Origin of the sequence: Amycolatopsis sp. NPDC051371, from assembly GCF_040682155.1 — a bacterium.
Lineage (GTDB): Bacteria > Actinomycetota > Actinomycetes > Mycobacteriales > Pseudonocardiaceae > Amycolatopsis.
Window position 1 is genome coordinate 279,659 of record NZ_JBFBAG010000002.1, and the last position, 23,353, is coordinate 303,011.

The following is a 23,353-nucleotide window of genomic DNA, read 5'->3' on the forward strand; positions in this document are numbered from 1 at the left end:
CCGCTCAGCCGTTCTTGATCTTGTTGCGGCGCGCCTCGGCGGCGTCGCGACGCTCCTCGAAGCGGGCGGCCTGGGCGTCGAGGGTCTTGAGGAACGTCGCCAGCTCGTCCCGGGCGGCTTCGCCCTCCGGGCCGAGGTTGGTCAGGTCGAACACCTTCCAGTAGCGCAGCAGCGGCAGGACGACGTCGTCGTGGTGGATGCGCAGGTCGTAGATGCCCGCCTTGGCGATCAGCGCCGCCTTGCGGGCGAAGCTCGGGATGACCGCGCCCGGCATCGCGAACGACACGACCTCGTCGGTGATCGCGCGCATCATGGCGTCGGGCGAGATCTCCAGGGAGGCCTTGACCAGGTTGCGGTAGAAGACCATGTGGAGGTTCTCGTCCGTGGACACGCGGGCCAGTAGCCGCTCGGCCAGCGGGTCTTGGGTGTAGCGGCCGGTGTTGCGGTGCGAGATCCGGGTGGCCAGCTCCTGGAACGAGACGTACGCGCAGACGTGCAGCAGCGGCTTGTCGCCGGTCTCGTAGCCGGCCTGCATCGTCTCCATCCGCATGCGCTCCAGCTCGACCGGGTCGACGGCGCGCGTGACCAGCAGGTAGTCGCGGATGCAGATGCCGTGGCGACCCTCCTCGGCCGTCCAGCGGTGGACCCAGGTGCCCCACGCGCCGTCGCGGCCGAACGCGCGCTCGATCTCGCGGTGGTAGCTGGGCAGGTTGTCCTCGGTGAGGAGGTTGACCTCCAGGGCCGTCCGCGCGATCGGGCTGACCCGGGACTGCTCGGGGTTCCACGCCTCGCCGCCGAGCTCGGCGAAGTCACGACCCTGGCTCCACGGGACGTACTCGTGCGGCATCCACTCCTGGGCGGCGGAGAGGTGCCGGTTCAGGTTCTCTTCGACCGTCCCCTCCAGCTCGTACAACAGGCGCGTGCTTTCGGGAACCGGCATGGGGACGTCCTTCCGTACCTACGCGACCGTAACTTACGGTGCCGTAGGTAAGGGTAAACGGACGAGAGCCCCCAGAGGTTCCCTCGGTGGTGCCGGTCACGCTCGGCGCGAGTGGTCGTGAGTGAGAAACAGTGTTCTAACCCTGTTTCTCACTCACGACCAGCCGCGGCAGACCGTCAGGTGCGCAGGAGGGTGGTCAGCTCCGTGAGGTCGCCCAGCTCGGCCAGGCCGTAGGTCAGCTCCGTGATCCGCGCGCTGACCTCGTCCGGGAGGACCCGGGCCGCGTTCAGGCGGAACTTCGTCGCCAGCTCGTCCGCCGACAGCGGATTGCCCGGCCCACCCCGGTTGACGTCGACACGTTCCTCCAGCTGACGGCCGTCCGTCAGCCGCACCCGCAGGACCGCCGGGAACTGGTGGGGGAAGATCTCGTCGCACCGGGCGTCCGGGACGCAGTGCACCTTCGCCGCCAGTGCCAGGCGGGCCGGGTCCGCCGCCGCCGAGTCGGTGAAGTCGTCGTGGAAGACGCCGAGGCCGCCGCCGCCCAGCAGCCCGGCCGCCACCGTGTACGGGCCCGAGAACGCCGCGTGATAGCCCGACTTCGGGTGGGTCTTGTCCTCGCGCGGCTCGGCGATCGTGCGCAGCACCGCCGTCGGCGCACCCAGTTCGATCTCCGCGATCTCCGCCGGGTCGATACCCCGGGAACGCAGCCGCCGGGCCGCGTCGATGCCCGCGTGGGTGAAGTGATTGCAGGGATACGGCTTGAAGAAGATCCCCGGCAGCTCCCAGCGCTCGCCGAGGCCGTCGACGATCGCGTCGACATCGGACTGGTCACCGCAGAATGCCTGCAGCAGCCCGAACCGGCCCTCCAGCACCGTCGGCGGGCCGGTGATGCCGTGCCGCGCCATGCCGGCCGCCGTCACCGCCGCGTGGGCCGCCCAGCCGCAGTGGATGCGCTTCACCGTGCCGCCGGTGCGGTTGGCTTCCAGGAGTCCCGAGCCCATGCTGGCCGCGATCCCGATCGCGTCGGCGATGCCTTCGGAGTCCACATCGGACAGCATCGCCGCGGCCGCCGCGGCGCCGAGTGCGCCGCAGATCGCTGTGGCGTGCAGGCCGCGTTCGAAGAACACCGAGTTGCCGAGTTCCTCGTCGTAGCCGGCCATCCCGAGCCGCACGGTGATCTCGACGCCGACGCCGATCGCGTCGAGCAGCTGGGCCCCGGTCGCCCCGCGGGACTCCGCGACAGCGAGCGCGGCCGGCACCACGGACGCCGACGGGTGCAGCACCGACGGCAGGTGCGTGTCGTCGAAGTCGAGCGAGTGCGCGAGGGTGCCGTTGAGCAGGGCCGCGCTCGGCTCGGGCAGGCGGTCGCCGGTGCCGATCGCCGTCGCCCGGCCCGTGCCGCCCCACTCCTGGACCAGCGCGCCGACGGCCGCGGCGGGACGCTCCGAGGTGGCTGCGAGGCTGTTGCCGAGGACGTCGAGGACGCGCCGGGCGGCATCGTCCCGCAGCTCCGGCGGCAGTCCCTTCGCCCGCACCGACGTCGCGAATGCGGCCAGCTGCTGGACGATCGTCGCGCTCATGCGCTCACCGCCGCGAGGGGACGCACGGGGGAGCCGGTGCCGCCGACGATCCGCAGGGGTGCCAGCACGAACGCGAACTCGTGCACGCCCTCGGCGGCCACGGCTTCCAAGTTCAGGTGCTCCATGATGAAGATGCCCGACTCGACCAGCAGGATCCGGTGCACCGGCAGCACGGCGTGCCCGGCGCCGGCGGGGATCTGCTCGTAGGCCGTGGTGTCCGCACCGGTCGCGACGACACGACGCGCCGCCAGCCACTCCGCCGCCGACGTGGTCGCGCCGGGGACGCCGGTCGCCTTGCCCATGTACGTCGTCGCGTCGTCGAAGTTCCGCGCCCAGCCGGTGCGGATCAGCGCGACGTCGCCGGCGCCGGGTTCGGTGCCGGCCAGCTTCGCGGCCGCGTCCAGGTCGTCGGCCGTGACGCCGTAGCCCGGCTCCAGCGTCGGGACGTCGTGCACCGCGGCGACGTCGAGCAACACCGCGCGCCGCAGCAGACCGGGGAGGTTCTCCGCGCCGTGCGTGCGGAACACTCCGCCCTGCTGGGACTCGGCGGCGTCGACGTCGCCGTGCAGCTTGCCGTCGTGGCTGACGTGCGAGAGCGCGTCGATGTGGGTGCCGACGTGCCCGCCGGTCACGATGATCTCGTTGGCGGCCGAGCCGCCGTCCGGGCGGCGCATGTCGCCGTGGCGGCGGATCAGGGCCATCCGGAACCCGGGGTGGTTCGGCGAGCAGGGCATGCCGGTGAAGAACGGCTGCCCGAGCTCGATCAGCCGGACCCCGCCGGCGATCGCCGACAGCAGCGGATCCTGGGGACGTGTCATGAGTGCTGGCCTTCCTTTTCTGCCGGCGACGCGAGCGCGAGCACCCAGCGGGCGCGCGCCACGATCGCGGCGTCGACGAACTGTCCGTGGTGGTCGATCCAGGCCGCCGACCCGGTCGTCTCCAGGTGGTCGAGCAGGTCGCTTGCCCAGGCGGTCTCGACGGGGTCTGGGGCGCATACCTCGTGCACCACGGGGACCTGGGCGGGGTGGATCACCGACCGGCCGAAGAACCCGGCCGCCCGCCCGGCTTCGGTGCTCGTGCGCAGGCCGTCGAGGTCGCGCACGGCGGTCCAGACGCTCTGCACCGGGCTCGGCAGCCCGGCCGCCCGCGCCGCGACGACGACCCGCGAGCGTGGCCAGGTCAGCGCGTCCCCGCCGGCGACGCGCAGGTCCGCGGCGAGGTCGGCTTCACCGAGGGAGATCCCGGCGACGAGCGGGTGCGCGGTGGCGATCGCGAGGGCGTTTTCCACGCCCAGTGCCGATTCCAGCACCGGGTACACCGGCACGCCGAGCGCGTCGGCGACCCGGCGCAGCTCACCTGGGTCCTCGCACTTGGGTACCCGGACACCGGCCGGGGCGCGCGAAGCCAGCGCTTTGATGTCGGCTTCACCGGCCGGAGTGCCGGGGGCGTTGATCCGGACAAAAGCCGTTGCGCCGTCATCGAAGGCGGCGAGCGCGTTCCGCCGTGCTTCGTCCTTCGCCGCCGCGGCGACGGCGTCCTCGAGGTCGATGATCACGGCATCCGCTTCGCCGTCGAGAGCCTTCTTGATCCGGTCCGGGCGGTCGGCCGGCACGTAGAGCCAGCTGCGCGAGACCTCACTCACTTGATCACGCCTTTTTCGCGCAGGGCAGCCAGTTCCGGCTCGTCGAGGCCGAGGCCGCCGAGGACTTCGGCGGTGTGCGCGCCGAGCGGCGCCCCGGCCGAAGTGATCTGCCCGGGTGTCTCCGAGAGCCGGAACAGCACGTTCTGCATCTTCACCGGCCCCAGTTCGTCGTCGTCGACGGTCGTGATGCTGCCGAGCGCCGCGAACTGCGGGTCGGTCATGACGTCGGCGGCGGTGTAGATCGGCGCGACGGCGGCCTGGGCCTCCTCGAACGCCTTCACGACGTCGTCGCGGTCGCGGTCGGCGATCCACGAGCCGACGGCGTCGTCGAGCAGGTCGGCGTGCTGCGCGCGTTCGGCGCCGCTCGCGAACCACGGTTCGTCGATCAGCTCTGGGCGCCCGACCAGCCGCATCACGCGCTCGGCGATGGACTGCGCGCTGGTGGAGATGGCTACCCAGCTGCCGTCGCGGGTGCGGTAGGTGTTGCGCGGGGCGTTGTTCGTGGAGCGGTTACCGGTGCGCGGCTGCAGCGTGCCGAGCTGGTCGTAGGCGATGATCTGCGGCCCGAGCAGCGTGAGGATCGGCTCGATGATGGCCAGGTCGACGACCTGCCCGCGGCCGGTCTGTTCCCGGGCCCGCAGTGCGGTCATCACGGCGTACGCGGTGGTCAGCGCGGCGATCCCGTCGGCGAGGCCGAACGGCGGCAGGGTCGGCGGGCCGTCCGGTTCGCCGGTGATCGCGGCGAACCCGCTCATCGCCTCGGCGAGCGTGCCGAAGCCGGGCCGCTTGGCGTACGGGCCGATCTGGCCGAACCCGGTCACGCGCGTGAGCACGAGACCCGGGTTGATCTTGCTCAGCTCGTCGTAGCCGAGGCCCCAGCGTTCGAGGGTGCCGGGGCGGAAGTTCTCGACGACGACGTCGGCGTCGGCCACCAGCTGCTTGAAGATCTCCTGGCCCTCGGGGGAGCCGAGGTAGAGGGTGATCGCCTTCTTGCCGCGGCCGAGCATCTTCCACCAGAGGCCGACGCCGTCGCGCTGCGCGCCGTGGCTGCGGACGGGGTCGCCCTTCGGGTGCTCGATCTTGATCACCTCGGCGCCGTAGTCGCCCAGCAGCGTCGCGGCCAACGGGCCGGCGAACAGGGTGGCGGTGTCGAGCACCCGGATCCCGGACAAAGCGCCCGTCATGGTGCTTACCTGCCTTTCTCGTCCGGCGGCTCGGGCCTGAGCACCGTTTCGCCGAGGGGAACGCTTGCGAACGTCTTGTTTCGTAGTGACGCCTCTCCGTGTTTCCCAAGTTCGCACTGATCGCACGTGTCCGTCAAGTTATGCGCAGATGTTGACCTGAAGTCGGGCCGGGTGTCACGATGACCGGCAACAAACCTGGCGTTTCGCTAAGCGGAACGACAGCCCTTCCAGTGGGAAGAGGTGACATGTCCGCACGAAAACTCGTCGCGGGACTCGGGGCGCTGGCCCTGCTCGCGACCGGGTGCGGGGGATCGGCCCCGATGGGGGCCGGGGGCGCCGCCGCCGGGCGGGACGAGGGCCCGGTCAAGATCGGGGCGCTGCACCCGGTCAGCGGGTCGAACGCGGTCGACGGCCTGCAGATGCGCCGCGGCGCCCAGCTGGCGGTCGACGCGATCAACGCGGCCGGCGGCATCAAGTCGCTCGGCGGCCGCAAGGTCGAGCTGGTCACCGGGGACACGCAGGGCAAGGCCGACATCGGCCAGAGCGAGGCCCAGCGGCTGATCTCGGCCGGCGCTGTCAGCCTGGTCGGCACCTACCAGAGCGCGGTGAGCACCAACGTCGCCGTCGTGGCCGAACGCAACCGGGTCCCGTTCGTGATGGACGTGACCGCCTCGGATGCGATCTTCTCCCACGGCTACAAGTACTCCTTCCGCGTGCAGCCCGGCAGCAAGGCGATCGCGACGGCCGCCGCCCAGTACCTCAAGGCGGTGTCCGAGCAGGCGGGCAAACCCGTCCGCAAGGTGGCGTTCCTGCACGAGCAGAGCGACTTCGGCAGCGGCGCGGCCGACGCCTTCACCGCGGCGGCCAAGCAGCTCGGCATCGGGGTCGGCCCGAACATCAGCTACGACGCCACCACCGTCAGCGACCTCACCGCGCAGGTCACGCAGGTCAAGGCGTCGGGCGCGGACGTGCTGGCGGTCGCCGGCTACTACCGCGACAGCCTCCTGGCGGCCAAGGCGATCGCCTCGGTCAAGCCGGACCTCAGTGCGGTCTGGGGTGTCTCGAACGGCGCGTACGACCAGCCGAAGTTCGTCACCGACGCCGCCGCGCTCGGCAACCTCTACTTCAGCACCAACTACCACTACGACGCGACCAACCCCGAGACCGTCGCGCTGCGCGAGAAGTACCAGCAGAAGTACGGCGACCCGATGCGCACCGGCGCGGTCCTGTCCTACGACGCGGTCCAGGTGATCGCCCACAGCGTCGAGCAGGCCGCGAGCACCGACCCGGAGAAGGTGCGCGACGCGATCGCCGGCGCGCAGGTGTCCCCGTTGACCGTGGGCCGCGGGCAGATCCAGTTCGCCCCCAATGGCGACAACCGCAACGCCTTCCCGGTGCTGATGCAGGTCCGGGACGGGCGGGTCCAGCAGGTGTATCCCCCCGAAAAAGCCGAATCCCGGCCCGACTACAGGGTGGCGTGGCGACCATGACCGAACTCGACACCGGGGCGCCCGTCGTCCCCGAAACCGCACCACCCGACCGGAAAACCCGAGCGGACAAGGGTTTCCTCGGCCGCGCCGGCATCGTGGCCGCCGTCCTCGTCGTCGCGATCGTGCTCGCGCTCGTGCAGTCCGGCAGCGGCCTGGTGGTCTGGCAGTCGGTGGTCACCGGCATCCTGACCGGCGGGCTCTACGGCCTCATCGCGATGGGCCTGACGCTGATCTTCGGCGTGCTCGACATCGTCAACTTCGCCCACGGCGCGTTCCTCGCGGTGGCGATGTTCATTTCCTTCGGCATGGTGCAGGCCACGGGACTCCATCCGTATCTGACGCTCGTCGTCGCGGTCCCCGTGCTGTTCCTCCTCGGCGCGGCCGTGCACCGCGGGCTCCTGTCGGGAGCGGGCGGGCGGTCGCTCGAGAACCAGTTGCTGATCACGCTCGGCCTGTCGCTGCTGCTGGAGAACGGGCTGCTGATGTTCTTCGGCGCCGAGCCCAAGACGATCGCGCTGCCCGGCGACTTCCAGTTCCCGCTGCTGGGTGCGGTCGTCGCGGGTTCGCGGCTGTACGCGTTCCTCGGCGCGATCGTGCTCGGCGGGCTGCTGTACTGGCTGCTGCGGCGCACGCGGCTGGGCACGGCGATCCGCGCGGTCGCCGCGAACGCGCCGGGCGCGTCGCTGGTCGGCATCAACGTCCGCCGGATGCACACGCTGACCTTCGCGATCGGCACGGCGTGCGCCGGTGCCGCGGCGGTGCTCGCCGGCCCGCTCGTGACCGTGACCCCGACGCTGGGGGAGCAGTTCAACATCACGGCGTTCGTGGTCGTGGTGCTCGGCGGGATGGGCAACGTCGTCGGCGCGCTCGTCGGCGGCCTGCTGATCGGGCTGGTCGAGCAGCTCACGACCATCTACCTGGGCGGCCAGAGTTCGCTGCTCGGTGTCTTCGTGGTGTTCGTGCTGGTGCTGTTTCTGCGCCCGCAGGGCCTGTTCGGGAGGCGCGCATGAGCATCACGATCGAGGCGCCCGCCGGATCCTCGGAAGCCGTCAAGGCGCCGCCGCTGCGGCCGCAGAACAAGCAACTCGCGATCCTCGCCGTCCTCGTGCTGGTCGCGATCCCGCTGCCGCTGATCCTGCCCGCCGCCCAGGGCGCGGTCGCCGTCCGGATCCTGATCTTCCTGCTGATGGCCGTCGGCTGGAACATCATGAGCGGCTTCGGCGGGATGTTCAGCTTCGGCCACGCCGCCTACTTCGGCCTCGGCGCGTACACCAGCGCGTACCTGCTGGTGAAGCACAACGTGTCGCCGTGGATCGGGATGCTGGCCGGGATGGCGGTGGCCGCCGCGGTCGCCGTGGTCATCGGCTACTTCTCCTTCCGCTACAAGCTCCAGGGCGCCTACTTCGCGCTGGCGACGTTCGCGTTCGCGGAGATGCTGCGGCTGATCGTCACGAGCAGCGCCTTCGCCAACAAGTCCGTGGGCTACAGCGTGCCGCTGATCCAGGACTCGTCGCTGTGGCTGATCCAGTTCCCGGCGGACTCGCCCGCGTACTTCTGGGTGGCGCTCGTGCTGGCCGGGGCGGCGGTCGCGATCAGCATCGTCTTCCTGCACTCCCGCGCCGGCCGGTACGTCACCGCGATCCGCGACGACGAGCTGGCGGCCGCGTCACTCGGCGCGCCGGTGCTGCGGCACAAGCTGATGACGGTGGCGCTGTCTGCCGCGATCACCGCCGTGGCGGGCGCGTTCTACACGCAGTACTACCTGTTCGTGAACCCCGATCTCGGGTTCGGCTCGGCCATCTCGATCCAGGCGATCGTGCCCGTCGTGATCGGCGGCATCGGCACGGTGTGGGGCCCGGTGGTCGGCGCGATCATCATCGGCTCGCTCACCGACGTCACGGCGACCCTGCTGCGCACCCCACCGGAGTTCCTGGGCTTCCTGCAGGGCCGCAGCGGCTTGGACGTCGTGTTGTACGCGGTGCTGGTCATCCTCATCGTGCGGCTGTTGCCCAAGGGGATCGTCGGAACTCTCGCGGCGAGGTGGCGTCGATGAGCATCGTCGAGGTGAGCGGCGTCGGCAAGGCGTTCCGCGGCGTGCACGCACTGTCCGATGTGGACCTGTCGGTCGCGGAGGGGGAGATCCTCGGCGTCATCGGGCCCAACGGCGCGGGCAAGACCACCCTGTTCAACGTCATCTCCGGCGCGCTGTCCCCGGACACCGGCCGGGTGCGCCTGGCGGGCGACGACGTCACCGGCCGCGCGCCCGACCGGATCGCGCGGGCCGGGATGGTCCGCACGTTCCAGCTGATGCGGCCGTTCGCGAGCATGACGGTCGCGCAGAACGTCAGCCTCGCCGCGCAGCACCACCGGTTGAGCGCGAAAGCCCTGCGGGAGCACGCACTCGACGTCGTCGAGCGCGTCGGGCTCGGGCCGTGGGCGCACCGCAACGCCACCGACCTGCCGACCGCCGGCCTCAAGCGCCTGGAACTGGCCCGGGCGCTGGCGACCCGGCCGAAGGTGCTGCTGCTCGACGAGGTGCTGGCTGGGCTGGTCCCGGCGGAGCGTGAACCGGTGCTTGACCTGCTCGCCACGCTGCGCGAGCAGGAGGGCGTCACGCTGGTGTTCATCGAGCACATCATGGCCGCGGTGATGCGGCTGGCCGACCGCGTGCTCGTGCTCGACCAGGGGCGGGTGCTGGCCGTCGGCTCACCCGAAGCGGTCACCAGCGATCCCCGGGTCATCGACGCCTACCTCGGTGAGGAGCCGACCCATGCTGACGCTTGAGAAGGTGTGCGCCGGGTACGGGCGGATGCGGATCCTGCACGACGTCGACCTGCGCCTCGACGCCGGGGAGATCGTCGCGCTGGTCGGCGCGAACGGCGCCGGCAAGACCACGACGTTGCGCAGCATCTGCGGGCAGCTCAAGCCGTCGTCGGGGCGCGTCACGCTCGACGGCGCGCCGACCGCGGGCCGCCGGCCGGACCAGCTCGTGCGCGACGGCCTGGTGCACGTGCCCGAGGACCGGGCGCTGTTCGGCACGCTCACCGTCGAGGAGAACCTGCGGATGGGCGCGTGGACCCGCACGTCCGCGCAGGCCGCTTCGTCGCTGGCCGAGGTCTACGAGCTGTTCCCGGTGCTCGCCGAGCGCCGGACGCAGCTCGCCCAGACGTTCAGCGGCGGCCAGCAGCAGATGCTCGCGATCGGCCGGGCGCTGATGGCCGGGCCGCGGCTGCTGATGCTCGACGAGCCGTCGACCGGGCTTTCCCCGAAACTGACCTGGACGGTGCTGGAAGCGGTCCAGCGCATCCGGGACAACGGGGTCGCGGTACTGCTGGTCGAGCAGAACGCGAAGCAGGCGCTGGCCATCGCCGACCGGGCGTACGTGCTGGAAAGCGGCTCGACCGTCCTGCAGGGCACCGGTGCCGAGCTGGCCGGCGATCAGCGCGTCAGGAAGGCGTACCTGGGACTGTGAAACGCGAACAAGCGGCTTCGGCTACCGCATCGCTGGGAGCCTGGGTGTCCGAACTGGACGTCTCGGGTGTCCCGGCGGCGGTGCTGGACCGGCTGTCCCTCGTCCTGCTCGACGTCGTCGGCGTCACCGCATTGGGTGCTTCGCTCCCGGAGCAGCGTTCTTTGGTCGACGCCTGGCGCGCACCCGCGGGCCCGGCGCCGCTGATCGGCGGCGGGCGGCTGGTGACGACCGACGCGGCGGCCTGGCTCAACGGGGTGGCTTTGGTGTCGCTGGAGCTGGACGAAGGCCATAAATACGCCAAGGGCCACCCGGCCGCCCACGGGTTCCCCGCGGTGCTCGCGCTGGCGGCCGAACTGGACAGCACCGGCGCGGACACGGCGGCGGCGCTGCTGGCCGCCTACGAGGTCGCCGCGCGGTTCGGCCGCGCGACCACCCTGCGCGCGGGCGCGCACCCGCACGGCAGCTGGGGCGTCCCGGGCGCGGCGGCGGGCTGCGCGCGGCTGCTCGGTCTCCCGCCCGGCGCGGTGGCAGCCGCCATCGACACCGCGGCCGGGCTGGGCATCGCCGGGCACTTCGACTCGGCGACCCAGGGCAACCCGGTGCGCAACGCCTGGCTGGGCGCCTCGGCGACGTCCGGGCTCGCCGCCGCCCGGATGGCGGCGGCCGGGATGGCCCGCACGACCGGCACGGCCGCGCTTTCGCTCGGCACTCTCCTCGGTTCGTTGGACCCGGGGGAGCTGACCGCGGAGCTGGGCACCCGGTGGGACATCACCCGCGGCTACTTCAAGCGGCACGCGTCGTGCTCCTTCACCCACCCGGCCGCGGACGCCGTGCTCGACCTGCGCTCGCGGCCGGGGTTCCGGGCCGACTGCATCACGCGCATCCTGGTGGAGAGCCACGTCCTCGGCGCCGGACTGTCCGATGTGGACTGGTCCAACCGGCTCTCGGCGATGTTCTCGACGCCGTTCGTGGTGGCGACCGCCGCGCTGACCGGCGAGGTCGGGCCGGAGAGCCCGCTCTGCGACGCGGATGTGCGGGCGCTGGCGAGCCGGGTGCGGGTCGTCGAGGCCGCCGACCTGACCGCGCGTCTGCCGGACGAGCGGGCCGCCCGCGTCACCGTCGCGTTCGACGATGGCACGTCGCTGACCTCCGAAGTGCCCAACCCGGTCGGCGACGCCGACCACCACCCGCTGACCGAGTCCGACCTGGCCGGCCTGCTCGGGAAGTGGCTGCCCGCGCAGGTTGTGGACCGCGCCGCCGCGCTGGGCCACGACCTGCCCGGCCTGCCCCGCGTCGGCGCGGCGCTGCGCGAGCTGGCCGGAACCGAAGAGAAGGAGCCGAACTGATGCGTGCCCTCGCGGTGACGCCCATCCACCTGCCGCCCGAGGAGATCCGGCGGCGGCAGGAACGCTACGACCGGCTCGCGCCGCCGGGCCTGGAGATCGAGCTGCGGGACGTCGGCCCGGCGGCCCCGAAAACCTTGGACACCGACGAGTCCATGCGGGTTTCGGAGCGCGAGGTCGCCGCCGTGCTCGCGGCCGCCGGCGACGGCTGGGACCTGGCCTTCCCGGACTGCGTGCTGGACCCGGCCGTCCCGGACGCCGTCGCGGAACCGTCGTTGCCCGTGCACGGCCTGCTCAAGCTGTCGGCGACCCACCTCGCCGCGAAGGGCGTCCGGTTCGGCGCGGTCGTCCGCAACGAGGCCATCGCCGAGGAGTTCGCGAAGCGCATCGCCGCGTATCGGCTGACCGAGTACTTCGTCGGTGTCCGCGTGCTGGACCTGCCGTTCTCCGCGATCGCCGAGACCGAGACGTGGAACGCGGCGCTCGGCACGGCCGTCCGCGAACTCGCCGCGTCAGGCGCGACGGCGGTGATCAACGGCTGCTCGGCCGTCGACGTCGAACCCGCCGACCTGCCCGCACGCATCGTCGACCCGACGGAGCTGGCGATGCGGCTGCTGGCTGTGGAGGAGCGGTGACCGACGGACCCGACCTCGTCGTCGCCGGCGCGGGTGGCGGGCTCGCCGGCGCGTTGCGGGCGGCCGAGCTGGGACTGAACGTGCTGGTCGTCGAGGCGAGCGAGCACTTCCGGCGGGGCAACAACACCTCGATGTCCACGGCGATGTTCCCCGGCGCCGGCTCCCGCTGGCAGGCCGAGGAAGGCGTCGACGACTCGCCCGAGAGGTTCGTCGCCGACATCATGGCCAAGACGCACGGGCAGGCCGACCCGCGGCTGGCCCGCACCCTGGCCGAGGTGAGCGCGCCGCTGGTCGAGTGGCTCGCGGACTCCGCCGGGCTGCCCTTGTCTTTGGTGACCGACTTCAACTACCCCGGCCACGCCGTGCCCCGGTGCCACACGATCCCGGGCCGGCACGGCTCCGGCGTCATCGACCACCTGGCCCGGCGCGTGACCGAGCACGAGAACATCGAGCTGCTCGCGCCGGCGCGGCTGGCCGACGTCCTGTCCGATGTGGACGGTGTCCGCGCCGTCGTGGTCCGGTACCCCGACGGCACCGAGGAGGAGATCCCGACCCGTGCGGTCCTGCTGGCCACCAACGGCTTCGGCGCCGACGCCGACTTGGTCGCCAAGCACCTGCCGGAGATTTCAGGATCGCTGTACCAGGGGAGTGACCAGTCGCTCGGCGACGCGGTGCGCATCGGCGAGAAGCTCGGCGCCGCGACCGGGTTCCTCGACGCGTACCAGGGCCACGGCGCGGTTTCCGCGGCTGCCGGGACGCTCGTCGGCTGGGCGACGATCATCCACGGCGCGATCCTCGTCGACCTCGAGGGCCGCCGCTTCGGCAACGAGACGCGCGGCTACTCGGAGTACGCCGCCGAGCTGGCGGCGCGGCCCGGCTCGACCGGCTGGATCGTGCTCGACGAGACGATCTTCGAGCAGTGCCAGCCGTTCCAGGACTTCCGGGACGTCGTTTCCGCGGGCGCGCTGGTCTGGGCAGACGACGCTCTCGGGCTCGCGGAGGCGACCGGCCTACCCCCGGAGGCCCTCCGAACGGAACTCGCCACGGCGGCCGCGATCGCGCGCGGCGAGCGTGAAGACGAGCACGGCCGCACCCACTGGGAGCGTCCGCTTTCGGGCCGTCTCGCCGCGGTGCGCGTAGTGCCCGCGCTGTTCCACACCCAGGGCGGCCTGCTGGTCGACGAGCACGCCGCCGTCGTCGACACCGACGACCGCCCCATCCCCGGGCTCTACGCCGCGGGTGGCGCCGCGGCGAGCATCTCCGGCCACGGCGCCGCCGGCTACCTGCCCGGCAACGGACTTCTGCCCGCCTTCGGGCTGGCCTACCTGGCCGCCGGCGACGTCGCCCGGCGCCGAACCCCTTACACCGCAAGCTGAGGAGAAGCATGGCAACGACGGAACTGCTCGTGAAGAACGTTCGGGTCGTCCGGCCCGACGACGCCGACGGATCCGAGCCCGAACTGCTGGACATCGCCGTCAACGACGGCACCATCACGCGCGTGGCGCCGAACCTGCCGACGGACGACGTCGCGCAGGTCGTCGACGGCCGCGGGTTGCTGGCGTTCCCCGGCGTGGTCGACGCGCACCAGCACTGGGGCATCTACAACGAGCTGGCCACCGACACCCGCACCGAAAGCCGCGCGAGCGCGCAAGGCGGCGTCACGACGTCGCTGACCTACATGCGCACCGGCCAGTACTACCTCAACAAGGGCGGCAGCTACCGCGACTTCTTCCCGGAAGTGCTCAGCGCGTCCGAGGGCAACGCCTACGTCGACTACGCCTTCCACCTCGCGCCGATGAGCTCGGAGCACATCTCCGAGATCCCTTACCTGGTCGAGGAATTCGGCGTCACGTCGTTCAAGATCTTCATGTTCTACGGCAGCCACGGCCTGCACGGGCGCTCGACCAGCCAGAGCGACTTCCTGATGATCCCGCCGGACGAGCGCTACGACATCGCGCACTTCGAGTTCGTCATGCGCGGGGTCCAGCAGGCACGCGAGATCCTGACCGAGTACGCGCCGCACCTGTCGCTCTCGCTGCACTGCGAGACCGCGGAGATCATGACCGCGTACACGAAGCTCGTCGAGCAGGACGGCTCGCTGTCGGGCCTGCGGGCTTACAGCGCGTCGCGGCCGCCGCACTCCGAAGGGCTCGCCGTCACCATCGCGTCCTACCTGGCGCACGAGACCGGGCTGCCCAACATCAACCTGCTGCACCTGTCGTCGGAGAAGGCGCTGTCGGCCGCGCTGACCATGGGGAAGGCGTTCCCGCACATCGACTTCCGGCGCGAGGTGACGATCGGGCACCTGCTGGCCGACGTCGACACCGCGTCGGGCATCGGCGGCAAGGTCAACCCGCCGCTGCGCGAGCGCGACGACGTCGAAGCGCTGTGGCGGCACGTGCTCGCCGGCGACGTCGACTGGGTGGTCAGTGACCACGCGTGCTGCCGCGACGAGCTGAAGTTCGGTGCGGACCGCGACGACGTCTTCCTGGCCAAGTCCGGTTTCGGCGGTGCCGAGTACCTGCTGCCCGGTTTGGTCGGTGAGGGTACGAAGCGCGGCCTGTCGTTGCAGCGGATCGCGCAGCTGACGTCGCGGAACCCGGCACGCCGCTACGGCCTGCTGAAGAAGGGCACGATCGCCGAGGGCTTCGACGCGGACTTCGCGCTGGTCGACCCGGACGTCCGGTGGACCGTGCGCGCGGCGGAGTCGGAGTCGACGCAGGAGTACACGCCGTTCGAGGGCTTCGACATGACGGCGAAGGTGACCGACACGTTCGTGCGCGGCCACCACGTGTTCGCCGACGGCAAGATCGCCGGCGACCCGGTGGGCCGGTACCTCAAGCGCGGCCGGTGAAAGGCGGTCGTGAGTGAGAAACAGTGTTAGAACCCTGTTTCTCACTCACGACCCCTACCGGTTTCCGGGCTCCTGCAGCCAGGCCCAGCTCTGCCGGATCTCGGCCGCGGCCTCACGCACGAGGTTGCGGTAGCGGGCCACGGCCTCGGGCGTGAAGCGGTACTGCGGACCGCAGATGCTGACCGAACCGTGCACCTCGCCGTCGGGTCCGAACAGGGGAGCGGCGACCGACCCCGCACCGGGCTGCCGTTCGCCGAGCGAGACCGCAACACCGTCGCGGGCCACCTCGGCGAGGGCGTCGCGCAGCTGCTCGGGCGTGGTGATCGTGTGCTCGGTCAAAGCAGGGAGTTCCCGGTGCAGCAACGCTTCCCGGCGGTCCTCGGGCAGGGACGCGAGGATCACCTTGCCCGAGGAACCGGCGTGCAGCGGGAACCGCCGGCCGAGCTCCACGGTCATCTTGATCTCGCGCGGGCTCTCGAACTGGTCGAGGTACACGCGCTCGTCGCCGACCAGCCCGGAAAGCGTGGTCGTTTCCCCGGTTTCCTCCCGCAGCCGCCGCAGGACGGGGGTGGCCGCGACGCGGGCGTCGAACCGGCGCAGGGCGCTCGCCCCGAGCGCGACGGCCGCGGGGCCGAGCCGGTAGCCGGCGACACCGGGATCGGTGGCCAGCATCTCGCGCGAGACGAGCGACTGCAGGATCCGGTAGACGACCGCCTTCGACAGGTCGAGCTCCCGGCTGATCGAGCTGACGCCCAGGTACCGGGGGCCACCGGTGAAGAGCAGCAGCACGTCGGCCACCCGGGCGGCGGCCTCGGTGCCGGCGTTGTCCGACGGGACGGCGGGCTTGCGCCCGGCGGTACTGTTGACGGCCAAGCTCGTGGTCCTCGGTTCGTTTCGCTGACAGGAACGGTTCGGCTCGAACTGTAGCACTTTGGCGCGCCATATCGGGTGAACCGTTCCGGCCAGCGATACGTTGTTACGAGACCGCGGTCCCTTCCAGCTCGACCAGCTGGCCGGGGATCGCCAGCCGGGTCACCCCGAGCATCGTGGTCGCCGGGGCCACCCCGGCGGCGCCCAGCCGCGCCGCCAGTACGCCGTAGTGCGGGAAGAGCCCGTCGACGTCGGTGGTGTAGACGGTGAGCCGGACGAGGTTCGCCAGCGACATGCCGGCTTCGCCGAGCACGGCCTCCAGGTTGTCGAGACTCAGTGCCAGCTGCGCGGCCACGTCCCCGTCGTGCTCGGGCTCGCCGTCGGCGTTCATCGCGGTCTGCCCGGAGCAGTACAGGGTCCGGGTGCACCCGGAGACGAGCTCTCCCTGGTTGAACCCCATCTCCGCCGACCACGTCGTCGGGTTGACCGCCGTTCGTTCCACTGCCACATCAGCTCCATCCGGTTCGAGGTACGCCCGAGCTTTCCCGTCAATCACGACATCTTCTGTCGGGTATTCGTTAGGGTCTTCGCATGCGCGCCGACCGGCTGGTCTCGCTGGTCCTGCTGCTGCGTCAGCGCGGCCGGCTGACCGCGGACGCGCTGGCCCGCGAGCTGGAGGTGTCCACCCGGACCGTCCTGCGCGACATCGAGGCGCTGTCGGCGGCCGGCGTCCCCGTCTACGCCGAACGCGGCCGGCACGGCGGGTTCGCGCTGCTGCCCGGTTTCCGGACCGAGCTCACCGGGCTGAACCACGACGAAGCCCTGGCGTTGCTGGCCACCGGACCCGGCCTCGGCCTCGGCCCGGCGCTCGCTTCGGCCCGGCGCAAGGTGGTCGACGCGCTGCCCGAAAGCCACCGGGCCGCGGCGAGCGACGCGGCCCGCCGGTTCCTCGTCGAGCCGCCGACCGACCTGCTTTCCCGCCGTCCGGTGCGCGAGGAGGTGCCCGGCCCGGTGATGAGCGAGATCCGGCGCGCGGTGCTGGCCGGGCGCAAGCTACGCCTCCACTACGCGGCGACGGATCAGGAGCCGCGCTGGCGCACGGTGGACCCGATCGGCCTGGTCACGGTCCGCGACCGGACTTACCTGCTGGCCACGAGATCCGGCGCGGACCGCACTTACCGGCTGTCGCGGGTGCTGGCCGCCGAGGAGCGGCCCGAACCGGCCGAGCGGCCGGACCGGGTCGACCTGGACCGCGTCTGGCGGGAACGCTGCGCACAGTTCCTTTCCGGCGGGCACATCGCCGTCCGGATCCGGGTGAATCCGAAGCGGCGAGAGGAAGTGCTGAGCACGGCCGTGGCGGTCCGCGCGGCAGAACCCGATGCCGACGGTTGGCTGCGGTTGGAGGCGACGTATCAGGACGCGTGGCACGCCGAGTGGGCGCTGTGGCAGCTCGGCGCGGACGCGGAAGCCTTGGCGCCCCAGTCGTTGCGCACTGCCCTGCGCGACCGGGCGGCCGCGATCGCCGCCCGGTACGGGAACTAGCCGCTCAGCTCGACGGCGCGGCGCAGGTCGCGTGCGTAGGCCCCGGGCTGTTCCCACGCGGCGAAGTGGCCGCCGGCCGGGTGTTCCACGTATTCGACGACGTTCAGGAACGCTTCGGCGTAGCTTCGCGGCTCCGGCTTGATGTCGTCCGGGAAGATCGACAGCACGGTCGGCGTCTCGATCCGGCGGGGGAGCGTGACCGGTTCGGTGTAGGTGGCGAACGAGGTGCCGATCGTGCCGGTGGCCCAGTAGGCGGTGACCCAGGTCAGTAGCTCGTCCGGGGTGAAGGCCGATTCGCCGGACCAGGACTCGAGTTTCTCGACGATCCACGCCGCCAGTCCGGGGGGTGAGTCGCCGAGGGCGACGGCGAGGGTGTTCGGCCGCGTGGACTGCTCGGCGATGTAGCCGCCCTCGGTCCGGAACCACTGCGCTGCCCGGGCGAGGTAGGCGACCGCGTCGGGCGCGAGCGTCGCCGGGTCCGCCGTGAGCGCACGCTGTGGGGCGACGTTCGTGAGATGCAGGGCTGTCACCCGGTCCGGGTAGGTGCCCGCGAGGACTTCCGCGACGGTGCCGCCGACGTCGCCGCCCGACACCGTGTACCGCGGGTAGCCGAGTTCGGCGAGCGCGTCGGCGACGATTTCGGCGATCCGGCCGGCCGACGTGCCGGGTGTGGTGAGCGGGGCCGCGAACGGGAAGCCCGGCAGCGCGGGGACCACCACGTGCACGTCCGCGAGCAGCGGCAGGACGCGTTCGAACCGCAGCACCGAGTCCGGCCAGCCGTGCAGCAGCACGACGACCGGGGCGCCGGGATCCGCGGACCGCTGGTGAATGACCCGCAAGCCACGCACCGTGACCCAGGGGAGCGCGCGGATGCGGCGCTCGTGCACGTCCCAGTCGTAGCCGCCGGCCCAATGCGCGAGCAGCTCGTCGAGCCGGGTGGCGGTGATGCCGCGCGTCCCGTCGGCGCTCCAGGGGATCGTGACCCGCCGGGTCCGCCGGAGTCGTTCCCGCAGTTCGTCCATCATGTGTACGACGATACACATGATGTGTATGCTCGTACACATGACTTCGCGCGACGCGGCGGCCACCCGGCAGCGGATCCTCGACCAGGCGCGACGCCAGTTCGCCCGGCACGGCTACACCGCGATCACGGTCAAGGGCGTGGCCGACGCGGCCGGCGTGTCACCCAACCTCATCACGCGCTACTTCGGCGGCAAGGAAGGCCTTTTCCTGGCCGCGACCCAGGTGGAGATCCCGGTCGAGGACTCCTTCGGCGGCGACCGTTCCGAGCTGGGCGCACGGCTCGCGGCGAGCATCGTCCGGCGCTGGTCCGGCGAGCCGGGGGAGGATCCGCTGCTGGTGCTGCAACGCGCGTCGGGCGAACGCCCGGAGGCGGCGGAGGCGCTGGCCGGCTTCCTGGACACGAACTCGCTGGAACCGTTGCACCGGTATCTACGCGACAGCGGCCTCGATGACGCGGACGCCCGCGGCCGGGCCGCCGCGATCGACGCGTTCGTACTCGGTGTCTCGACCCGCCGCCGCGTGCTGCGTTCCGAACTCGGCGACCCCGGTGCGCTCGAAGTGTGGCTGGCCGCGGTGATTCAGCGTCTCGCCGACGGGTGAGACTCAGACCGATCGGCGGAATCCCCGGGTCATGAGAGCGGCGAACCGCCGGTGTCCCGCGGGGATGCCGGTGCCGGCCATGAGCACGACCTGCAGGTCGGCCAAGCTCACCTCGGGGCGCAGGTGGCCGCTCTCCTGGGCGCGGCGGATCAGCCGGGCCGCGGAGGTCAGCGACGTCGTGCGCATCGCGGCGAGGTCCACCGCGCGCGGGAAGGTGGCCTTGAAGGCCGTGGTGAAGCCGTGGTCGCGGGCCTGCAGTTCGCAGAGCTTCCGGACCGTGACGCGGAAGCCGCGCCACGGATCGGGGTCGGCGAGCCCTTCGTCCACAGTGGACTGCCAGGCCAGTGCCTGCTCGGTGAACGCCGCCGCGGCGAGCGTTTCCTTGGTGGGGAAGTGGCGGTAGACGGTCGCGGGCCCCACCTCGGCGCGCCGGGCGATCTCCCGGACCGGTACCGCCAGGCCCTCGGTGACGAACACCGCGCGCGCCGCTTCGAGGACGCGGTCGCGAGGCAAACGAGCGGTCACGACTCTCACTTTAGCCAGGCGGCCGGAAGCCTCCGTTACGGTCCGCTGATGACTTCGAACGGGGACCCTGCGTCCGGTGTCGGCGCGACCGCGACCATGGCGGCGATGGCCCGCGCCATCGCGACGCGGACGGATTCGCTCATCGACGACCCGTTCGCCGAGCCGCTCGTCAGGGCGGTCGGCATCGACCTGCTCACCCGCCTGGCGACCGGTGAGCTGCCGCCCGGCGACCTGGTCGACCAGGTCGCGATCGACGGCGCCAAGGTGCGCACCCGGTTCTACGACGAGTTCTTCCTCGACGCGGCGAACGCGGGCATCGCGCAGGTCGTGATCCTGGCTTCGGGGCTGGATTCGCGGGCGTACCGGTTGCCCTGGCCGGCCGGGACCGTGGTGTACGAGCTCGACCAGCCGCGGGTCGTCGAGTTCAAGACCCGCGTACTGGCCGAGCTGGGCGCCGAGCCCACGGCCGACCGGCGGGTGGTCGCGGTCGATCTGCGCGACGACTGGCAGGCCGCATTGCGCGCCGCCGGGTTCGACCCGGCCCGCCCGAGCGCGTGGAGCGCCGAAGGCCTGCTCGGCTACCTGCCGCCCGAGGCGCAGGATCGCCTGCTCGACACGGTGACCGAGCTCAGCGCGCCGGGGAGCCGGGTGGCCACCGAAAGCCGGCCGAACCCGCGACCGGGCGCCGAGGAGAAGACGAAGCAACGCCTCGACGGCATCTCCGAACTCTGGCGCGAGCACGGTTTCGACACCGACATGACGCGGCTGCGGTACTTCGGCGAGCGCAACGAAGCGGGTCCCTACCTGACCGCCCGAGGCTGGACGCTGACCGCGATCAGCACGCGGGACCTGCTTGCCACCCACGACCTTCCGCCCTTGGCGGACGACGACTTGCGCATGGGCGAACTGCGTTACGTCAGCGGGACCCTGGCCGAGACCGACGGCTCACACCGAGACATCGGCGGAACGGCGGACGTGGCGGGGTGAGAGCCAAGCCGCGCGATCGGCGGTCACGACGCCGAAGGCGACCACGCACCACAGCGTGCCGGTGAGCCATCCGAGCCGATCGGCGTCGGCGCCGGTGAAGCCGAGCGCGGCAGCACCGATCGCGCCCTGCGACACGTGGAAGACGACGGCCATCAGGGCGCTCCCGCCGGTGCGGTTGACCAGCCACACGTAGACCAGGGTGATCGCGAAGGTCACGGGGAGACCGAACGGCGCGAGCATGCCCGAGGTGACCAGCGGCAGGTGCCACAGCGCCACCAGCGCACCGAGAATGACGCCGGCGCGCAGCGGGGACTGCTTCTCCTGTAGGCGCGGCAGGGCGTAGGCACGCCAGCCGGGCTCCTCGCCGATCGGCCCGTCCAGCGGGTTGACGAACCGCACCGCCGCGAACAGCCCGACGTCGGCCCAGGCGACGGCGCCGAAGTCGGGCGCGGGAGCGTCCCAGATCGTCACGTTCGCCGCCACCGCGACGGCCAGCACGGCGAGCGGCAGCGCGACGGCCACGGCCCACCACGTCCAGCCGACGCGCCAGTGGGTCAGCCGCGCGAACAGGTCGCGGTAGCCGGCCCGGCCGTCGGTGACGGCGATGACGACGAGCGCCGCGAGCACGGGCCCGCAGGCGAAGAAGGGCGTCGGCGCGATGCCGGCGGCGTAGAACGGCCACGCCCACCAGGACAGGGTGAACGCGAGACCGAAGAACGCGGTGAGGCGGTGGCGACGGGTCCACGCGGTGATCGCTGACATCGGGTCCTCCTGGATGGCTGGGGGTTCCGGTCCACGGTGCGCCCGGGGCGGGCGCGCCGGTAGCGGGGCGGCTCCGTGCACCGACGAGGGTTTTCCCCGTGGCCGCCAGGGTTTTCCCGCTGCCGGGAAAGCGGGTGCCGCCGCCACAGTGGCTTCTCGACCGAACGCCACGAGGAGGAGCTCCATGATCGAAACGTGCGGACTCACCAAGCGCTACGGCCCGACGCTCGCCGTCGACGACCTGTCCTTCACCATCGAGCCCGGCCGCGTCACCGGCTTCCTCGGCCCGAACGGCGCCGGCAAGTCGACGACGATGCGCATGATCCTCGGCCTGGACCGGCCCACGTCGGGCCACGCCCTGATCGGCGGCAGACCCTACGAAGACCTGCGGCACCCGCTGCGGGAGGTCGGTGCCCTGCTCGACGCGAAATGGGTGCACCCCAACAGATCCGCTCGCGCCCACCTGCGGTGGATGGCCGTGTCGAACCGGCTCCCGGCCGGCCGGGTGGACGAGGTGCTCGACCAGGTCGGGCTCACCGCGGTCGCCGACCGCCGCGCCGGCACCTTCTCGCTGGGCATGTCCCAGCGGCTCGGCATCGCCGGCGCGCTGCTGGGCGACCCGGGGGTCCTGCTGTTCGACGAGCCGGTGAACGGGCTGGACCCGGAAGGCATCGTGTGGATCCGCGAGTTCATGCGGGACCTCGCCGCCGAAGGGCGCAGTGTGCTGGTGTCCAGCCACCTGCTCCCGGAAATGGCCCTTACCGCCACCGACCTGGTCGTCATCGGGCGGGGCCGGCTGATCGCCGAAAGCTCGACCGCCGAGTTCGTCGAGGGCGCCGTCACCTCCACCGTGCGGGTGCGCAGCCCGCAGCTGCTGGAACTGGCGGAAGTCTTGATGCGCCACGGGGTCGACGTGCAGGCCTCCCCGGACGACGACCAGTCGCTGATCATCTCCGGCACCGACATCACCCGCGTCGGCGAGCTGGCCGCGGCTGCCGGGCTGGTGCTGCACGAGCTGGCCCTGTGCCGCGGCTCGCTCGAAGAGGCGTTCATGCACCTCACGGGGCACGACGTCGAGTACAGCGCGGGCGAACCCGCCCGCCGCCGGACCAACTCCGCGGCGCTCGCCGCGGCGGGAAGGTGAGCGACATGTCCCTCATCGCAGCCGAACGGATCAAGCTGACCTCCACCCGGTCGCCGTGGTGGTGCGCCGCGGTCGGGGTGGCGGCCACGATCGGCGTGGGCTCGATTTCCATGGCGGGCAGCCAGGACACCGGGTTCACGGGTGTCCCGTCGACCCAGCTCGGGTACGGCCTGGGGCTGGCAGTCGTCATGGTGATGGCGACGCTCGCGGTGACCACGGAGTACTCCGTCGGCATGATCAGGACGACGTTCCTGGCCTCGCCCGATCGCGGGGCGGTGCTGCTGGCGAAGACGCTGGTCGTCGCGCTCGGCGCGGGTCTGGTCGGCCTGCTCGCCGCGTTCGGCAGCTGGGCGCTGGGCCTGGTCCTGATGCCGGGCCGCGACCTCGCGCTGCACGGGGTGACCGAATGGCGTCAGGTCGCCGGAGTCGGCCTGGTCTACCTGGTGGCCGCCGTGTTCGCCGTCGCGGTCGGGATCCTGGTCCGGCACACCGCGGGCGCGGTGGCGCTGGTGCTGACCTGGGCGATGATGGTCGAGTCGCTGCTCGCGCTGATCCCCGGCTTCGAGTCCGCGGCCCGCTGGCTGCCGTTCCAGGCGGCCAAGCAGTTCCTGCTCGGCGGCCGGCCCGCGGACGGCGCGCCGCTGACCGACCAGCCGTGGGCCGCGATGGGCTACTTCGCGCTCGTCTGCGGCGGCCTGCTGGCGATCGCGATCGCGGTGGCCAAGCGCCGGGACGCCTGACGCCGAGCCGTGAATGGCAC

At 71.8% G+C, this 23,353-nt stretch carries 24 protein-coding genes; 14 read left to right on the forward strand and 10 right to left on the reverse strand.

The window, feature by feature from the left end; genetic code table 11:
• Positions 1–4: 4 nt before the first annotated feature.
• The 5 genes from AB0M59_RS03530 to AB0M59_RS03550 all read right to left on the reverse strand — a co-directional run bounded on the left by AB0M59_RS03530 (position 5) and on the right by AB0M59_RS03550 (position 5,346).
• Complete coding sequence (locus AB0M59_RS03530; RefSeq protein WP_364607877.1) at positions 5–940, reverse strand: acyl-ACP desaturase; 936 nt, start codon at positions 938–940, stop codon at positions 5–7.
• Positions 941–1,116: 176 nt separating this feature from the next.
• Positions 1,117–2,520: an MmgE/PrpD family protein gene (locus AB0M59_RS03535; protein ID WP_364607880.1), complete on the reverse strand. Its 1,404-nt coding sequence runs from the start codon at positions 2,518–2,520 to the stop codon at positions 1,117–1,119.
• A complete protein-coding gene (locus AB0M59_RS03540; RefSeq protein WP_364607883.1) occupies positions 2,517–3,338 on the reverse strand; it encodes a cyclase family protein in 822 nt (273 codons plus the stop codon). Before AB0M59_RS03540 ends, AB0M59_RS03535 begins: the two co-directional genes overlap by 4 nt.
• The gene (locus AB0M59_RS03545) at positions 3,335–4,162 is read right to left on the reverse strand and encodes a CoA ester lyase (protein ID WP_364607886.1); all 828 of its coding nucleotides are present in this window, start codon (positions 4,160–4,162) and stop codon (positions 3,335–3,337) included. Before AB0M59_RS03545 ends, AB0M59_RS03540 begins: the two co-directional genes overlap by 4 nt.
• Positions 4,159–5,346, reverse strand: coding sequence for a CoA transferase (locus AB0M59_RS03550; RefSeq protein WP_364607889.1), 1,188 nt, complete (start codon positions 5,344–5,346; stop codon positions 4,159–4,161). Before AB0M59_RS03550 ends, AB0M59_RS03545 begins: the two co-directional genes overlap by 4 nt.
• A 245-nt stretch (positions 5,347–5,591) precedes the next feature.
• On the opposite strand from AB0M59_RS03550, the gene AB0M59_RS03555 reads away from it, so the two are divergent.
• Genes AB0M59_RS03555 through AB0M59_RS03595 form a run of 9 tightly spaced genes read left to right on the forward strand, consistent with a single transcriptional unit; the run spans position 5,592 to position 15,140 of the window.
• Entirely contained in the window at positions 5,592–6,836 is a 1,245-nt protein-coding gene (locus tag AB0M59_RS03555) for an ABC transporter substrate-binding protein (RefSeq protein WP_364607892.1), read from the forward strand.
• On the forward strand, positions 6,833–7,846 hold the full coding sequence (locus tag AB0M59_RS03560; protein WP_364607895.1) for a branched-chain amino acid ABC transporter permease: 1,014 nt from the start codon (positions 6,833–6,835) through the stop codon (positions 7,844–7,846). The genes AB0M59_RS03555 and AB0M59_RS03560 overlap by 4 nt, the downstream gene beginning before the upstream one ends.
• Complete coding sequence (locus tag AB0M59_RS03565; RefSeq protein ID WP_364607898.1) at positions 7,843–8,889, forward strand: branched-chain amino acid ABC transporter permease; 1,047 nt, start codon at positions 7,843–7,845, stop codon at positions 8,887–8,889. The genes AB0M59_RS03560 and AB0M59_RS03565 overlap by 4 nt, the downstream gene beginning before the upstream one ends.
• Complete coding sequence (locus tag AB0M59_RS03570) at positions 8,886–9,620, forward strand: ABC transporter ATP-binding protein (RefSeq protein WP_364607901.1); 735 nt, start codon at positions 8,886–8,888, stop codon at positions 9,618–9,620. The genes AB0M59_RS03565 and AB0M59_RS03570 overlap by 4 nt, the downstream gene beginning before the upstream one ends.
• Complete coding sequence (locus AB0M59_RS03575) at positions 9,607–10,308, forward strand: ABC transporter ATP-binding protein (RefSeq protein ID WP_364607904.1); 702 nt, start codon at positions 9,607–9,609, stop codon at positions 10,306–10,308. The genes AB0M59_RS03570 and AB0M59_RS03575 overlap by 14 nt, the downstream gene beginning before the upstream one ends.
• Positions 10,309–10,352: 44 nt before the next feature.
• The gene (locus tag AB0M59_RS03580) at positions 10,353–11,654 is read left to right on the forward strand and encodes an MmgE/PrpD family protein (protein ID WP_364607907.1); all 1,302 of its coding nucleotides are present in this window, start codon (positions 10,353–10,355) and stop codon (positions 11,652–11,654) included.
• A complete protein-coding gene (locus tag AB0M59_RS03585; RefSeq protein WP_364607910.1) occupies positions 11,654–12,286 on the forward strand; it encodes an aspartate/glutamate racemase family protein in 633 nt (210 codons plus the stop codon). Before AB0M59_RS03580 ends, AB0M59_RS03585 begins: the two co-directional genes overlap by 1 nt.
• Complete coding sequence (locus AB0M59_RS03590) at positions 12,283–13,662, forward strand: FAD-binding protein (protein WP_364607913.1); 1,380 nt, start codon at positions 12,283–12,285, stop codon at positions 13,660–13,662. The genes AB0M59_RS03585 and AB0M59_RS03590 overlap by 4 nt, the downstream gene beginning before the upstream one ends.
• A gap of 8 nt (positions 13,663–13,670) precedes the next feature.
• Entirely contained in the window at positions 13,671–15,140 is a 1,470-nt protein-coding gene (locus AB0M59_RS03595; protein ID WP_364607916.1) for a dihydroorotase family protein, read from the forward strand.
• 54 nt (positions 15,141–15,194) lie between these two features.
• On the opposite strand, the gene AB0M59_RS03600 is transcribed toward AB0M59_RS03595, so the two are convergent.
• Both AB0M59_RS03600 and AB0M59_RS03605 read right to left on the reverse strand, forming a co-directional pair.
• Complete coding sequence (locus AB0M59_RS03600; RefSeq protein ID WP_364607919.1) at positions 15,195–16,013, reverse strand: IclR family transcriptional regulator; 819 nt, start codon at positions 16,011–16,013, stop codon at positions 15,195–15,197.
• 103 nt (positions 16,014–16,116) lie between these two features.
• Positions 16,117–16,512 (reverse strand): RidA family protein, encoded by a 396-nt coding sequence (locus AB0M59_RS03605; protein ID WP_364608500.1) that lies wholly within the window; start codon positions 16,510–16,512, stop codon positions 16,117–16,119.
• 89 nt (positions 16,513–16,601) lie between these two features.
• On the opposite strand from AB0M59_RS03605, the gene AB0M59_RS03610 reads away from it, so the two are divergent.
• Complete coding sequence (locus AB0M59_RS03610; RefSeq protein WP_364607922.1) at positions 16,602–17,552, forward strand: WYL domain-containing protein; 951 nt, start codon at positions 16,602–16,604, stop codon at positions 17,550–17,552.
• On the opposite strand, the gene AB0M59_RS03615 is transcribed toward AB0M59_RS03610, so the two are convergent.
• The gene (locus AB0M59_RS03615) at positions 17,549–18,577 is read right to left on the reverse strand and encodes an epoxide hydrolase family protein (RefSeq protein WP_364607924.1); all 1,029 of its coding nucleotides are present in this window, start codon (positions 18,575–18,577) and stop codon (positions 17,549–17,551) included. The genes AB0M59_RS03610 and AB0M59_RS03615 overlap by 4 nt on opposite strands.
• 37 nt (positions 18,578–18,614) lie before the next feature.
• On the opposite strand from AB0M59_RS03615, the gene AB0M59_RS03620 reads away from it, so the two are divergent.
• Positions 18,615–19,175: a TetR family transcriptional regulator gene (locus tag AB0M59_RS03620; RefSeq protein WP_364607927.1), complete on the forward strand. Its 561-nt coding sequence runs from the start codon at positions 18,615–18,617 to the stop codon at positions 19,173–19,175.
• 3 nt (positions 19,176–19,178) lie between these two features.
• Here the strand turns inward: AB0M59_RS03620 and AB0M59_RS03625 are convergent, their stop codons facing one another.
• Complete coding sequence (locus tag AB0M59_RS03625; RefSeq protein WP_364607930.1) at positions 19,179–19,700, reverse strand: helix-turn-helix domain-containing protein; 522 nt, start codon at positions 19,698–19,700, stop codon at positions 19,179–19,181.
• Positions 19,701–19,748: 48 nt separating this feature from the next.
• On the opposite strand from AB0M59_RS03625, the gene AB0M59_RS03630 reads away from it, so the two are divergent.
• Positions 19,749–20,687, forward strand: coding sequence for an SAM-dependent methyltransferase (locus AB0M59_RS03630; protein WP_364607933.1), 939 nt, complete (start codon positions 19,749–19,751; stop codon positions 20,685–20,687).
• Here AB0M59_RS03630 and AB0M59_RS03635 read toward each other — a convergent pair.
• Positions 20,646–21,449, reverse strand: coding sequence for a type II CAAX endopeptidase family protein (locus AB0M59_RS03635; RefSeq protein ID WP_364607935.1), 804 nt, complete (start codon positions 21,447–21,449; stop codon positions 20,646–20,648). The two genes, AB0M59_RS03630 and AB0M59_RS03635, sit on opposite strands and share 42 nt — an antisense overlap.
• Positions 21,450–21,633: 184 nt before the next feature.
• On the opposite strand from AB0M59_RS03635, the gene AB0M59_RS03640 reads away from it, so the two are divergent.
• The gene (locus AB0M59_RS03640) at positions 21,634–22,593 is read left to right on the forward strand and encodes an ATP-binding cassette domain-containing protein (RefSeq protein WP_364607938.1); all 960 of its coding nucleotides are present in this window, start codon (positions 21,634–21,636) and stop codon (positions 22,591–22,593) included.
• Between the two features lie 5 nt (positions 22,594–22,598).
• Positions 22,599–23,333, forward strand: a complete 735-nt coding sequence (locus AB0M59_RS03645) for a hypothetical protein (RefSeq protein ID WP_364607941.1) — start codon at positions 22,599–22,601, stop codon at positions 23,331–23,333.
• Positions 23,334–23,353 lie beyond the last annotated feature (20 nt).

Excerpts from the sequence above, each read along its gene's own strand:
- AB0M59_RS03565 (WP_364607898.1), top strand. The coding sequence starts at position 7,843 with ATGAGCATCACGATCGAGGCGCCCGCCGGATCCTCGGAAGCCGTCAAG.
- AB0M59_RS03635 (WP_364607935.1), bottom strand. The coding sequence starts at position 21,449 with ATGTCAGCGATCACCGCGTGGACCCGTCGCCACCGCCTCACCGCGTTC.
- AB0M59_RS03540 (WP_364607883.1), bottom strand. The coding sequence starts at position 3,338 with ATGACACGTCCCCAGGATCCGCTGCTGTCGGCGATCGCCGGCGGGGTC.
- AB0M59_RS03585 (WP_364607910.1), top strand. The coding sequence starts at position 11,654 with ATGCGTGCCCTCGCGGTGACGCCCATCCACCTGCCGCCCGAGGAGATC.
- AB0M59_RS03555 (WP_364607892.1), top strand. The coding sequence starts at position 5,592 with ATGTCCGCACGAAAACTCGTCGCGGGACTCGGGGCGCTGGCCCTGCTC.
- AB0M59_RS03560 (WP_364607895.1), top strand. The coding sequence starts at position 6,833 with ATGACCGAACTCGACACCGGGGCGCCCGTCGTCCCCGAAACCGCACCA.
- AB0M59_RS03570 (WP_364607901.1), top strand. The coding sequence starts at position 8,886 with ATGAGCATCGTCGAGGTGAGCGGCGTCGGCAAGGCGTTCCGCGGCGTG.
- AB0M59_RS03595 (WP_364607916.1), top strand. The coding sequence starts at position 13,671 with ATGGCAACGACGGAACTGCTCGTGAAGAACGTTCGGGTCGTCCGGCCC.
- AB0M59_RS03530 (WP_364607877.1), bottom strand. The coding sequence starts at position 940 with ATGCCGGTTCCCGAAAGCACGCGCCTGTTGTACGAGCTGGAGGGGACG.
- AB0M59_RS03610 (WP_364607922.1), top strand. The coding sequence starts at position 16,602 with ATGCGCGCCGACCGGCTGGTCTCGCTGGTCCTGCTGCTGCGTCAGCGC.
- AB0M59_RS03535 (WP_364607880.1), bottom strand. The coding sequence starts at position 2,520 with ATGAGCGCGACGATCGTCCAGCAGCTGGCCGCATTCGCGACGTCGGTG.
- AB0M59_RS03645 (WP_364607941.1), top strand. The coding sequence starts at position 22,599 with ATGTCCCTCATCGCAGCCGAACGGATCAAGCTGACCTCCACCCGGTCG.
- AB0M59_RS03630 (WP_364607933.1), top strand. The coding sequence starts at position 19,749 with ATGACTTCGAACGGGGACCCTGCGTCCGGTGTCGGCGCGACCGCGACC.
- AB0M59_RS03575 (WP_364607904.1), top strand. The coding sequence starts at position 9,607 with ATGCTGACGCTTGAGAAGGTGTGCGCCGGGTACGGGCGGATGCGGATC.
- AB0M59_RS03620 (WP_364607927.1), top strand. The coding sequence starts at position 18,615 with ATGACTTCGCGCGACGCGGCGGCCACCCGGCAGCGGATCCTCGACCAG.
- AB0M59_RS03550 (WP_364607889.1), bottom strand. The coding sequence starts at position 5,346 with ATGACGGGCGCTTTGTCCGGGATCCGGGTGCTCGACACCGCCACCCTG.
- AB0M59_RS03615 (WP_364607924.1), bottom strand. The coding sequence starts at position 18,577 with ATGATGGACGAACTGCGGGAACGACTCCGGCGGACCCGGCGGGTCACG.
- AB0M59_RS03640 (WP_364607938.1), top strand. The coding sequence starts at position 21,634 with ATGATCGAAACGTGCGGACTCACCAAGCGCTACGGCCCGACGCTCGCC.